The organism is Rhizobium sp. SEMIA 4085, assembly GCF_013004495.1.
GTDB lineage: Bacteria > Pseudomonadota > Alphaproteobacteria > Rhizobiales > Rhizobiaceae > Rhizobium > Rhizobium gallicum.
In genome coordinates this window covers 1-12,339 of record NZ_JABEPH010000171.1, presented here as the reverse complement: position 1 = coordinate 12,339, position 12,339 = coordinate 1, and the positions used below count along the sequence as shown (strand labels likewise).

Annotated in this window: 10 protein-coding genes and 6 pseudogenes; 10 read left to right on the top strand and 6 right to left on the bottom strand. The window is 56.4% G+C overall.

Features of this window, described 5'->3' with window-relative positions; translation table 11 throughout:
• Nucleotides 1–65: 65 nt before the first annotated feature.
• From C9413_RS33465 to C9413_RS17685, 6 genes and pseudogenes are all read left to right on the top strand, one after another.
• Nucleotides 66–578 (top strand): annotated as a pseudogene (locus C9413_RS33465) (transposase).
• Nucleotides 487–699 carry a transposase domain-containing protein gene (locus C9413_RS33460; protein ID WP_246703775.1) on the top strand — a complete coding sequence of 71 codons (213 nt, stop codon included), beginning with the start codon at nucleotides 487–489 and terminating at the stop codon, nucleotides 697–699. Before C9413_RS33465 ends, C9413_RS33460 begins: the two are co-directional and overlap by 92 nt.
• A gap of 151 nt (nucleotides 700–850) precedes the next feature.
• On the top strand, nucleotides 851–2,314 hold the full coding sequence (locus C9413_RS17695; RefSeq protein WP_039845989.1) for a DUF1254 domain-containing protein: 1,464 nt from the start codon (nucleotides 851–853) through the stop codon (nucleotides 2,312–2,314).
• Between the two features lie 101 nt (nucleotides 2,315–2,415).
• Nucleotides 2,416–2,538 (top strand): hypothetical protein, encoded by a 123-nt coding sequence (locus C9413_RS34240; RefSeq protein ID WP_267285069.1) that lies wholly within the window; start codon nucleotides 2,416–2,418, stop codon nucleotides 2,536–2,538.
• Nucleotides 2,539–3,973: 1,435 nt separating this feature from the next.
• The gene (locus C9413_RS17690; protein WP_039845988.1) at nucleotides 3,974–4,234 is read left to right on the top strand and encodes a DUF982 domain-containing protein; all 261 of its coding nucleotides are present in this window, start codon (nucleotides 3,974–3,976) and stop codon (nucleotides 4,232–4,234) included.
• A gap of 404 nt (nucleotides 4,235–4,638) precedes the next feature.
• Nucleotides 4,639–5,031: a DUF6766 family protein gene (locus C9413_RS17685; RefSeq protein WP_039845986.1), complete on the top strand. Its 393-nt coding sequence runs from the start codon at nucleotides 4,639–4,641 to the stop codon at nucleotides 5,029–5,031.
• A gap of 160 nt (nucleotides 5,032–5,191) precedes the next feature.
• On the opposite strand, the gene C9413_RS33455 is transcribed toward C9413_RS17685, so the two are convergent.
• Together C9413_RS33455 and C9413_RS17675 are read right to left on the bottom strand one after the other, a co-directional pair.
• Nucleotides 5,192–5,473 (bottom strand): hypothetical protein, encoded by a 282-nt coding sequence (locus C9413_RS33455; protein WP_039846968.1) that lies wholly within the window; start codon nucleotides 5,471–5,473, stop codon nucleotides 5,192–5,194.
• 700 nt (nucleotides 5,474–6,173) lie between these two features.
• Nucleotides 6,174–6,376: pseudogene (locus C9413_RS17675) on the bottom strand (IS5/IS1182 family transposase); the annotation flags it as partial.
• Between the two features lie 140 nt (nucleotides 6,377–6,516).
• On the opposite strand from C9413_RS17675, the pseudogene C9413_RS17670 reads away from it, so the two are divergent.
• Nucleotides 6,517–6,903 (top strand): annotated as a pseudogene (locus tag C9413_RS17670) (antitoxin Xre/MbcA/ParS toxin-binding domain-containing protein); the annotation flags it as partial.
• A gap of 8 nt (nucleotides 6,904–6,911) precedes the next feature.
• Nucleotides 6,912–7,421 carry an RES family NAD+ phosphorylase gene (locus C9413_RS17665; RefSeq protein ID WP_170250694.1) on the top strand — a complete coding sequence of 170 codons (510 nt, stop codon included), beginning with the start codon at nucleotides 6,912–6,914 and terminating at the stop codon, nucleotides 7,419–7,421.
• 68 nt (nucleotides 7,422–7,489) lie between these two features.
• Here C9413_RS17665 and C9413_RS17660 read toward each other — a convergent pair.
• Nucleotides 7,490–7,703 (bottom strand): annotated as a pseudogene (locus C9413_RS17660) (IS21 family transposase); the annotation flags it as partial.
• A 356-nt stretch (nucleotides 7,704–8,059) separates the two neighbouring features.
• Between C9413_RS17660 and C9413_RS17655 the strand changes: the two are divergent.
• A complete protein-coding gene (locus tag C9413_RS17655) occupies nucleotides 8,060–8,983 on the top strand; it encodes a DUF6328 family protein (protein WP_170250693.1) in 924 nt (307 codons plus the stop codon).
• Nucleotides 8,984–9,648: 665 nt separating this feature from the next.
• Here the strand turns inward: C9413_RS17655 and C9413_RS17650 are convergent.
• Nucleotides 9,649–9,888 (bottom strand): hypothetical protein, encoded by a 240-nt coding sequence (locus C9413_RS17650; RefSeq protein WP_039846966.1) that lies wholly within the window; start codon nucleotides 9,886–9,888, stop codon nucleotides 9,649–9,651.
• A gap of 138 nt (nucleotides 9,889–10,026) precedes the next feature.
• A complete protein-coding gene (locus C9413_RS17645; RefSeq protein ID WP_039845982.1) occupies nucleotides 10,027–10,527 on the bottom strand; it encodes a ferritin-like domain-containing protein in 501 nt (166 codons plus the stop codon).
• A 487-nt stretch (nucleotides 10,528–11,014) separates the two neighbouring features.
• Between C9413_RS17645 and C9413_RS33450 the strand changes: the two are divergent.
• Nucleotides 11,015–11,117 (top strand): annotated as a pseudogene (locus tag C9413_RS33450) (RNA polymerase sigma factor); the annotation flags it as partial.
• Between the two features lie 144 nt (nucleotides 11,118–11,261).
• On the opposite strand, the pseudogene C9413_RS17640 reads toward C9413_RS33450, so the two are convergent.
• A pseudogene (locus C9413_RS17640) lies at nucleotides 11,262–12,339 on the bottom strand (flavodoxin family protein); the annotation flags it as partial.

The window sequence follows — 12,339 nt, the reverse complement described above, 5'->3', positions numbered from 1 at the left end:
GCATATTGAAGAGCGGTGGCTACCCCGCCGGGCGCACACGGGGTGGGGCAACTCATCTGGGATGCATGGCCCATTCCAGACGCCGCTTCGTCGAGGCCTTCAAGGCCAGAAAGGCGGGTGGTGGATCGCCGGAACAGGCGCTCCGGTTCTTCGAGCAGCTCTATCGGGTTGAAAGGCAAGCGCGGGACAGAAAACCCGAGGATGGTGAAACGCAGGCCGACCGCATTCGCCGCTTCCGCCAGCAACACAGCGTGCCCGTCCTCAATGCTCTCAAGGATTGGCTCGACGAAATCAAGCCAATGGTCCTGCCTGACAGCAAGCTCGGCGATGCCGTAACCTATACCGCGCTACACCGAAGATGGCAGGATGCCGATCGACAACAATCTTCTGGAGCGTGACATCAGAATTTTTGCCACTGGCAGAAAGAGTTGGCTATTCAGCGATACTGTCGACGGAGCCAAGGCCAGCGCCATCGTCTACAGCCTGATGCTGACCTGCCGCGCCTGTGGCGTCGAGCCGTTAACATGGCTGCGCCACGTCCTCACCGAATTTGCCTCAGCGCGCTGTCGACGCTCTGATGCCCTTCAACTTCATCAAAAGCAACTGCGCCGAAAGCGCGGCCTGATCCAACACAATCTGTCGTCCAAAATGGAATCCTCGACCGCTCGTTACGCGCGCAGACGGCACCGGCATCCATGATACTTCGGCCGCGCAAAAGGACGGGCACTCAGGAGGCAGTCGATCGCCGTGTATTACAGTAACATACTTGCTATTACGGACCTCTACGAGAAGGTTGTCCGGCGTTGGCATCACCCACATGAGCCATCAATCAAAGCAGCGGGAGAACATCATGAACAGGCACGTGATCGGACTGTCCTTAGGACTTCTTTTATGCTCGGCCCTCGGGCAGGCAGCGCTGTCACAAGCCGCGCAGCCCGCTCTTACTGAGGCAGAGGCGCACTCCATTGCAGTGGACGCCTATGTGTATTTCTACCCGCTGTTGTCCATGGACATCAGCCGAAAGACATTCACAAACGTCGAACCTGGCAAGGAATTCGGGAAGGGTCCGATGAACGTCTTCACCAACGTTCCCGAGTATCCTCCGGCGGATTTCAAGGGCGTGGTTCGGCCCAACTTCGACACGCTGTATTCCTCCGCGTGGCTCGACATGACGAAGGAGCCGGTGGTGATCAGTGCTCCGGATACCGACGGACGCTATTACCTACTCCCGATGCTGGACATGTGGACGGATGTTTTTGCGTCGCCGGGTTGGCGGACGACGGGCACAACCGCAGGGACATACCTTGTCACGCCGCCGGGCTGGAGACCCGACTTGCGCGACAAGTTCATTGAGGAGTTCAAGCTCCCCGAGAACACCCAGCGAATTGAAGCGCCGACGACACATGTCTGGGTTATCGGCCGGACAAAGACCGACGGCCCGGCTGACTACGATGCCGTGCACAAGATCCAAGCGGGATACAAGGTTACGCTCCTGTCGGACTGGGGTAAGTCAGCGAAGCCGGTTGAGGTTAAAATCGACCCCAGCGTCGACATGAAGACACCGCCAAAGACCCAGGTCGATACGATGGACGCTGGCAAATATTTCGCATATGCAGCCGAACTGCTCAAGGTCGAGCCGCCCCACCTGACCGATCAACCGATCCTCGCGGAGATGAAGAAGATCGGCATCGAGCCCGGCAAGAGCTTTGACATGAGCAAGCTCGATCCGACCGTGCAGAAAGCCTTGGAAAGCGCGCCGCAAGTCGCCCAGAGACTGATGGAATGGAAGCTGGCGACATTGGCAAGGGTAGAAAACGGCTGGTCGATGAACACCGATACAATGGGAGCATACGGCAACTACTATTTGAAGCGGGCCATTGTTGCGCAGCAAGGCCTTGGCGCGAATCTGCCGGAGGATGCCATCTACCCTCTCAATCTCGCCGACGAGTCAGGACAGCCTCTCGATGGCGCGAATAAATACACCATAGCGTTCGAAAGGAATGCCATGCCGCCCGTCAACGCTTTCTGGTCGATCACGCTCTACGATGCAGCCGGATTTCAGGTTGGTAACAGCCTCGAACGTTTTGCAGTCAGTAGCTGGATGCCGTTCACACACAACGCCGATGGCTCGCTCGATCTCTACATTCAAAACGAGTCCCCCGGTCCGGATAAGGAGGCCAACTGGCTACCTACGCCGAAAGGAGCGTTCACTCTGACGATGCGCATGTACGCTCCGAAATCCGAAGCGCTGATCGGAAAATGGAATCCGCCGCCCGTCAGGAAGGTGCAGCTTCCGGCCCTGGCTACTCAGTGAGTTTTCGAACGGCAAACTTGAGCTGGGAGATACCTCGGGCCTGAGATGTGTTTTGCCAGTGGCCGTGTGAACAGCCACTGGCAGTATTTGCGCAAGCTCATGTGAAGTTCACCACGGTTCCCGGCGAGGAGTTCACGCCGAAACTCCGCGCCCTGATGATTATAAAGGCATTCCACGACAGCGAGATCACGCCTGCGATCAAGCGCGGGGTTCAATCCACGTGACGCGAGTCCGCGTTTATGGGGCGAGCGAGAGAAATGCTCAATCCAGATCACCTCAACGCACTCAACCGCAAAAGGTGCAGCGAAATTCGCGCCTTCTTTCATCCAGCCGCTTAGCGCCGTACTGAAGGCAATCAGTCGAGATCATTAAGGCGAGCTTTGACCGCATTCATCTGCTCGATCTCTTCACTCTGGTCACGCGAAATTACCGAGCGGAGTGCGACGAGTTTTTATCCTTAAGAACCGCATCCACGCATATGAGGATCGCGCCTGAATGATGGGGACTGCCTGTCGCCTGTAAAAGTCTGCGTGCGTTTCCCTGTGGAGGTGGTCGCGAGCAGGATCACCAGGCCGACATGTATGAGTTGTCCGGATCATCTTTTCAAACGCTTGATAGAAGGTTTCGTGATCTGCCATAAAAGCTGCGACCGGTGAGGCTGCGATCCAAGTCCCGCTTTATGATGGGACAATGATAACGTGCCACCGCGGCCTCAGACGAATTGATGAACTCATCAGCTCGAGACGGGCGGATTCATTTACTCGGCTGTAGCGTCTGGGGAGAAAGAGTTTCATTAGGAGGGGATCGTCGCCGCCATAATCATCCTCGCAATGGGATTGATCGAGAACATGTCGAAGGCGCCGAAGGCCTCAATCCTTCTTTTTGGAATGGCCATCAGGGGCCAACGCCATCCAAATCGCCTTGTCATCGAGCTTCAGACTTTTGATATCGGTGTAACTTGCGTTCTCGACGCGCGTCAGAAGGTAACAAGAGCGCGGGCCGTGCGATTCTTTTGTCGTCACTACACAGGATGTGATGCGTGGAACCGACAGTGCTGACCGAGGTTAGATAGCGTGGCCAATCACGGTCTCGATGGAGGAACACCCATGGCACCAAATGAAAACAGGCAGGGGAGTAGCTCGGGCAAGGGCGAAAAGAGCGCATCCAGCTCTTCGTCTCGGAAGTCTTCTTCGTCCGGAAAGCAAGGCGGTTCCCACGAACAGCATGTCAAAGCCGGTCAGCAGAGCCACAAGAACGCGAAGTAAACGATCATTTGATGGATTTGGACGGCCCGCGGTTCCGCGGGCTCCAGTCGAGCCGATATGCCTTGGATACACCATGGCGGTCTCACGGCCGCCGTCGTCATGTGCATCACGGCGCGGTGTTTTTCGGTTCAGACGGTGAGGCCGCCATTCCCGCGGGTTTTTGTGCGGCCGCAACATTTCGGGCCCAGGGTCACCGCGATTCCCTTCTTGAAATCGGTCGGCGGCGTCGAGAGCCCAAGACCTCAGCGAGTTCCCGAAAACGAAGAATCCTGACGTAGCACCGATCTGGCTGCTGTGCAAAATCGCGCGCAACATCAATGCCCCACTTCGATTTTCGGGTGGAACGTTCCAATCCCCTGATAGTTCGGCAATTAGACTTCAGGAGGCGCCCACGATGAGCATCGAGGCAAGAAAGTTCTCCCAGATATTTTGGAGTGCACCAGTGAATGTCAGAGCAGGAAACGGTTTCAGCGAACCGATTTTCGGCCCCGTGGCCGCAGTCGAGTATCTTAAACATCGATGGCCAACGACGAACAGTCCCCAGTATCTGAGCGCTCTGCGCATCTGTGCCGCTGCTGTCGAGCGCAAAGAATCGCCCGATTTTGCTAGCGACGCCTTCATCGCTGCCAGTATTGAAGCTGCCATGTTGGCCTAGTCCTACAGCGACATCGAGAGTGGAGGGAACTAGGATCCGACCCCGTTACTGATGCAGTCTCGTTTCGCTGGCTGAAAATCGATGCAGTGCTCACAGCTGGGAGCGCAGGCAACGCGGTGGAGCGTGTGTTGCGGCAATCTTGGCCGATTAGGAACGGAGGCTCTCAACGTGCGGAGGCCGACGACCGTTCTCCGTCAGACCGACAAAATCGTCTATGCTGTCGCCATTTTGCGAACTTTTCGACATCCACCCTGAAGGTTGCTGGCCCGTAGAGTCAGCCCAGACGTTGCGCTCGAAGATCACGATCTTATTTGATTTTCCCGCTGACCTCGCCTCAAGCGTCATTGCGGAACATTAAGACAACGTAAGGCATTTCCTCAAATCGCAATTTGGGAGCCTTGACGATGAAGCGTTATGGATACGCCTATATCACGGCCGCCTTTTTCCTCATCACGATCTCGGGTCACTGGATCCTGGGTTGGTTCGCCTTCGTGGATGAGGCTGCCCAGCATGGTGAGTCGCCCGAGTTGTCGGCGTATCTCATCCAGGTTGGTAGAGACACGTTGGAAAACTGGCAGTCGGAATTCCTGCAGTTGCTCTGGCAAGTGGTGGGCCTTGCCTATTTCCTCTACGTCGGCTCGCCTTCCTCGAAGGAAAACGATGACCGCATGGAAGCCAAGATTGATGAATTGCTGAAGATCGGTGCCGGGGAGAAAGCTGAAGCGCTGATCGCGGCATTGGACGAGCGTTACATGCGGACTCACGGACATGCAAAACCGCATGGCCATGGAACATGAAAAGTTGGCCGCGCGCACGTGCGGCCTTCAACATTGTATGCTCTATTACCATCACGCGGCTGCCGCGGCACGCTGAGTGATGTCGGACCACATCTTCCGATGCAAAGCCGGTGGACCACCGGCACGTCGACCATCTTCCAGTTCCAACGCCTCCAATTCGTCAGGTCAGCCTTCCGACGAGTTCCGCGTAATCAGAGAACGCGAACTTCTTGCCACGCTGGGAAGCCTCGTTGGCCAGGAGCAGAACGCGGATTGGAAAAAGCGTCGCCGCACGGTTCGAGTCCGAAAGATCGTGTTCATCGTCCTGTTCGACGGCCCTCTCGGCCTGCCCAAGGGCAGCGGACAATTCTTGATGAGTGACGACGCCTTTGGCAACAAGCATGTCCGAAAGAGCGGCGACGGCCATAATAAAACCTTCGAGCTGCAGGTTGGCTGTATTCAATTCGACCTCCGTGGCTTGCGACCGCACACTGTGCGACTGTGGATTAACCGACATCCCAGGGCGAAGTTCCAGCACGATGGAATTGACCGGCTCCTTCGCGGTTCACCTGGACCAGCCATCCTATGGCCCACCTTCTCGAAATCCTGCTTTCCTGGCTTTCGTTCGAGTGATCTGCGTCTTCCTTTTGGCGGCCTGGGCAGCACCGAAGCGAGGATTTCGGTGAAAGAGGCTGCCAGCAGCGACATGTTCGAGATCGAATCCAGCAAGTTGGCACTCGATTGCCACACGCTGGGCAGAACTTGGAAACTTCGATTGAAGGAGCCAATATGATTATGCGCAGATCCCGGCCCTACTATGCAAGACGTGACCCGGACTCGACTTAGTCGATAGTTGACATGAGGACCGGGAAGATCGTTCTCATCGCAGGAACCCTGCCACTCAAGCATCTTAATGAGGCCACCATCGTGGAAATCGTTGATGCTCTGCGCGAGACGGCTTTAACACGTGGCTGGAAAACTAGCCCCTTGCGGAACAGGGAATTAACATGATTCCTATTGCGCCATTAACGCCCAGAATGATCGGGCCGAACCGCCGGAGTGCAGCGGGATTGAGATGTGCCCCTGCTGCACGAGGCTGAGACCTGCCACTGCACGGTGCTTATTCGACATGTCCGAAGTAGCCGATCGTAAACGGCTCGTTTTCAAGCAGGCAGATGCCGGATTGGCCGGCTCTGGAACGTGAAGAGTAGTGCTGCTAACAAACCTAAAAGCAACCATGGCGGCCGCCAGAACGGCATTAACGGCATCACCGTGTTAGCCAACGACTGCGTTAGCTCTTCAGGTGTCCGATGACGGGCTCGACCGCCGATCGTCGTCGCATCTGGCGTTTGATGGCGGGCGTGAGCGGCGCTGAATCACGCGATAATCCTTCAAGCATGCGTTTCAGGAGCCTTTGCCGGCAATTGTTCGGAGGTTGCATTGCGCGCGGAGAGGTCATATATTCTGTACGAAATATATGGCATTGGATGTGGCAAGGTGATGGCGATGGCCGGGACCATGAAGGTTGCAATGCAAAATGGACCGCTGGTTCTATCGTATATGGATAGGTCTGGTAGGATCATAGTCGATCGGCTCGCGGACGGGTTCGGCATGTCCAAGACCCAGCTCGCAGAAACGGCAGGACTTGCACGGGAGACGCTCTATCGGGTGGAGCGCAGCGGCACGGCCAAAACCCAAGGTCGCCTGCGTGAAATGCTCGAGATCATCAGCCGCGTTACAGAATGGGCGGGCGGTAAAGAGCAGGCTATGGCCTGGTATCGGGCCCATCCGCTTCCGGCATTCGGCGGGCGCACCGCCGAATCGCTCGTGAAAGACGGCAAGGCAGCTGCGGTTCGCGAATACCTCGATCATATGGCCCTCGGCGGTTTTGCTGGAGGTGCGTGGGAACCTGCGATCGGGCGCATGATCCTCGTTGGGCATTCAAGCCGATCTCCGGTGATGGAGCGGCGATAAGGGGTGCGCGTTTCAATCCCAAGGGTGTGCCAGCGCTATATTTGGGCCTGAGCATCATGACGGCTGTGAAGGAGGCCAATCAGGGGTTTGCTCATCGGATCGATCCGTGTGTGCTCTGCTCCTACGAGGTCGATTGCGACCATGTCGTGGACCTGACGGTAGAAGAGAGAAGGGTAGAATTCAACGTCGCATTGGAGGATATGGCCTGTGCATGGGCTACGGCGCTCAGTATGGGAGATCGGCCGGCGTCGTGGGCGATTTACGATCGCCTGCGACCTCAAGGCGTTTCAGGTATTATTGTTCCGAGCTTCGCGCCCGGAGCCGAGGGCGATGACAAGAACCTCGTGCTCTGGGACTGGGGCGCGGAGCTTCCGCACAAGGTAACGGTGGTCGATCCAAGCGGTCGGCTACCGAAGGACCAGCTGTCCTGGCGCTGAGGCGACCGGATGCTCTTAGGTGGTGCGTCCAATCGAATTCACAATTGAGGGACTACTTCATTGAAGCTATTGTAAACGGCGTCGGCGCGGATGCCGGGTGCTGCCTTGACGAGCGGGACAAACTCGGAATCGGATATGGGCTCAAGTGGATCGGGGCCACGACGTCCGCGTGGCGTTTTGCTCTGGAAGACGCGTCTCTTTATCGAGGCGGTAAGCAATGGCCCGGCTGGTAGACGCTTTCGCGGCGGCAGCCTCGACAGAGTGCGTTTGTCGATACTTCATGAATAATCGGTTACATGGCGACCCGGCACAAACTGGTTCTCCAATCCAGAAAACCGCCAATGTACCGAGCCGACTGCGATCATGATACGTCGAATAACTCTGCTCTTGGAGTATCCTCACCAGCTCACATTCGGGCGACGAAAGCGCAGACGCGGTTTTCGAAAGGATCGAGATAGCCGTCGACCGAGCCAGAATGGCCCAATCAAGTGGCGACCTTATGGTCGTATTGCAGACACTGTCACGTCGATCTACGCTGCCGGGTCCGAAGCTCCGATCCGCTGGAGCATTTTTCGTCCAATTGTCAAGCTGCGGCGCAATGAAATCGCGTTCGCGCAGAAGAACATAGGTCGCGCGGGATGCCTTTGCCTGATAAAACCAAGACAGCTCTGGATGAATTGCGAATGCTGATGTTGGGCGCGCAAATCTTGCTTGGGTTTCAGTTTCATGGGCCGTTCCAGAACGCGCGTCCTTCTCTCAGCCTATACGAGAAGGAGATCGGGGCCATCGTGCTCTGCGTCATGGTGGTCATCGTGGGACTCCTAATCGCGCCAAGCGCGCGCCATCGGGTCGTGGAGCGAGGAGAAGCAACGCAACGTTTTAACGACTTTATCACGCGCGTATCTATGTTGACGCTCGCCCCCTTCGCCTTGGCGCTCGGCCTGGATCTTGGGGTCGCCCCTAGCCGCGGCCTCGGCACATGGGTCGGACTGACCGCTGGTATCGCATGCGGCCTCTCAGCGCTCGGGCTGTGGTACGGACCCATGCTATTTCGTCAACGCCATGGAGATGCAGACATGGTTACCTCTGATGAAAAGACGCCGACCGCCGCTAAGATCGATTATGTATTGACGGAAGCGCGCGTCGTATTACCAGGCGCGCAAGCGCTGCTGGGTTTCCAGCTCGCAATCGCGCTGACGAGCGGGTTTAATGACCTCGCTGGTTCTGCAAAAGCGCCTCATTGTGTGGCGCTTGGTTCGGTCGCGCTTACAACGATACTCTTGATGGCACCTGCAGCATACCATCGCATCGTCCACAACGGCGCCGATGTCCCAGAAGTTTATGATGTAGCGAGTCGTTTGTTACTCGCGGCCACTGTGTTTCTGGCGCTTGGCCTGGCTGCGGATGTACATGTTGTGATTGGCAAAATCTCCGAAAGTCAAATTCTCGCCCATATTACTGCAGCAAGCACCGCTCTTGTCCTGATTGGACTGTGGCATCTCTGGCCGTGGTGGACGCGTGTTCGAGCCCATGGTCCTGGCAACCGAGATCACGTACTCTAAGGTCGCATTTATCTTGAATCTTACATAGGCGTTGGCGCTTCAATCAGTCGGATTGGATCGTTCAACGAAGATCGTAGATGTGCTTGGGCCGACGACTGCTCTGTCAATCGGAAGCACCCTCTCGAACAACAGACTGGCGACGCTTCGTCAAGGGGATCGACCTCGATATTGCCGCCGGTGAAACTCTTGCCGTCGTGGGCGATTCCGGCTCCGGAAAGGGCGTGACTTTGCTGGCCGCCATTCAGCTTTTGCCGCGATATGCGAGCAGAGTCGAGGGCAAGTGCTGCTTTGCGGCAAGGATTCGCTGGCGCTTCATGAAGAGCAGATGCGGCTCATTCGAGGCAGTAAAGTTGGCCTGATCTTTCAGGAGCCCGCTGACCAGCCTTAATCCGGTTTTCCAGCTAGGTAGGCAGATCCGCGAGGCGCTGATAATCCATCGCGGCCGAGGTCATTCGGCTGCTGGAGAGGGTGTGTCTTCACAACTCCAAAAACCCTTACAACGATCACCCGCACCAGTTTTCCATGGGATGCACTAGTGTGTCATGTCATCATCGCATGGGGCTGGCTTGCAAGCAAGCTGTCTCATCGCCGACCAGCCGGCAACCGCTCTCGGCTTAACGATCCAGGGGGCAGGTGTCCACCGTGATCGATCGCGTCTCAGTCGGCTAAGCTCGTATCGACGCATGAAGCTGGCCGCAGACCGTGAGGCTCTCACGCATCGCCTTCACGCGCATTTCGGCATCTTCAAATGAATAGGCCCATATCTGGGCAGACCACATCGATGTGCCGATCTTGTATTCCAGTGCGAACAGATACATTGCTTTTCCGTGCTCATCCTTGCGGACGAACTGAGCGTCGGGCCGTTCCTGCGTGTCGCGGATTCTGTCAAAATTGATTACGCTCATATCGGAACTCATCCGGCATTATCCCATGATAGTCGGTCGTCCATGCTGATCATCTGGGCCGCTTCGTTCTGCGTCCGCCGTCGGGCTGCGGAACGTCAGCACGGCCGCCCTGCGGCGGCCGTTTAATATGTCAAGATTTCAAGCTGCCCGCTTTCCCTTGGCGTTTGCAGAGGACTCGGCAAGCTGCGTCAGTTTCTTATCGGTCGCTTCTTCTTCCGCAAGCGTTGCCTGCAGCAGCGGGATTGCGTCCTTAAGACCGAGTTGTTTGGCCCATGCGATCAATGTGCCATAGCGGGCGATCTCGTAGTGCTCGACGGCCTGCGCTGAAGAGATCAGACCGGCATCCAGGGCAACCGTTCCCTTGAACTCGTCCATGATCTCATCAGCTTCGGCAATGATGCCCTGAATGGCTTCGCAGGTCTTTCCGCGCGCCGGCTTGCCGATGATTTCAAAAACCTGTTCCAGACGTTCGATCTGGGCTTGGGTCTCGTCACGATGCTGCAGAAAACCGGCTTTGCCCTCCTCCGACTGGGCGGCGCGGGCCATCTTCGGCAGCGCCTTTAAGATCTGTTTTTCGGCATAGTAAATGTCCTTGAGCGTCTCGAGGAACAGATCGTTCAGCGTTTTCTCGGTTGCCATTTAGTCCTCCTATGGCATGTTGGGAAATATGCTCTCGCAGGGTCGAACATTAAAGCGCGGAGATGACCCGCCGGTGTTGGAGGCATCATCTCAATCCGGCCAGACGAGACCGACTTAAAGGCTTCAGTCGGCGACAGTCCAAACAATTGCCGACACTTGTTGTTCCTAACTTCATTATTTTTCACCAGCTTTGGCAGGTTGTTTTGCGGATCGCCGAATAATGTGAACGTTCTCAATACGGTGCGGCATCGCGCAGAAACGATTTTTGGCCCGATTGCCGATTGGAATTCGGATCGTGTCCGCTTCCTGCAAAGCCCTTGGTCTTTGAGCGTGCTGTCGTTGTGGGAAAGGCCGATAAGCGAAAACGACACGTTTGTCCGATACCGCACGGCAAGATTAGGAAGTGCGGGACTTTCCTTTCCTTCCGAGAGAAAGAATGACGTCCTTATCTTCACTACGTCCCGCGTCCAGTTGAAAAAATCTCTCGATCGAGTTGGAGATTGTCGAACTGATCCCGGCGTTACGCGCCTTTGCCCGGCGACACCTGCGCAGTGAGGACAATATCGATGATCTCGTGCTGGGAACTGCTGTAGGCGTTGAATTCGATCCAGCTTTATCATCCCGGCAGCTCTCTCAAATCCTGGACATTGGAAATTTCTAAACTCGAGATCCGTCCGACTTGGTCTCCATCAAGAATATAAATCTCGCCAAAGCCAGTCCGCCAATCCGGTCGCTCACTTCTCACGTGGTGGCTTCAACCGCCTTCCTGCCGCTACCATCTTGCCGTTGCCGTCGTGACACAATGCCTTCCAAAAGGGTTCGGGCGGCATTGCGCACCTCCTCCTGAAAGGCTCTGTCTCTTTCAAAGGCATCGTGGCTGGTGGCGTAGGGCTCCCAATAACCTATGTAACGTTCGACTTCGGCTAACGGTCCTGCCGGGATGAGGTCCATCGACGTCAGCCAGTTCGAGACGCTGCGACGGACACTCTCTACCCCTTCCGTGTCGCCGTGGACGACGACCGAAAACAGGCGGCCTGAAAGATGGCGGGGATAGTCCCACCCCTGCATCTCAAGCTCCTTGGCCTCTTTGGCATGTTTGCCATGCGTGCTTGTTGGATCTGGGTTGCCGCCATCGGCGCAGACAAGCCGGTCGATCATCAGTTTCATCGGCGATGGCGTCTGGTACCAGTTGACCGGGCTCACGATCATGATGCCATGTGCCTCGACCCACATCGGATAGATGTCGTTCATCCAATCGTGGATCTGTCCGAGGGAATAGTTCGGGTAGCAGGAGCACGGCCAATGACAGAGCGCGGCCGATGTCGAGAAGCACGCCTTGCACGGATGAATCTGCCTGCCGTATTCGGAAGCGATGCGACTGAGATCGAGGACGTTGACGACGACGCCGGCAGCGGCAAACACGTCTTTGGCGATATCGACCATTCGAAAACTTTTCGAAAGCTCGCCCGGACAGGTATGTTCGCTTCGTGACGAGCCGTTGATGAGAAGAACACGCAATGGCGCGGTCTTGTCCTCGAACCGCGCTTGGGCAGCGCGGATTTCGTCTCTCGCCGAAAGCCAATCGAGGGCAATATCATAGTCGGGATCGGCAAAGCCGGGTCCCGCCTTTTTAGTTATCGGGCTCTTTCGTGAATTGGCGTAAGCATCCCAGGCAGCCGCGGCGACTTTGCCGAGCTCCTCTTCCAGGGTTGCATACGCCCGATCCTTGAACTGGCTCAGGAAACGCTTTTTGAATTCGCTTTCGTCCAGTCGAGGGCTTGGACTGCCTTTTCGCGGTTCGAGGTCAGGTGC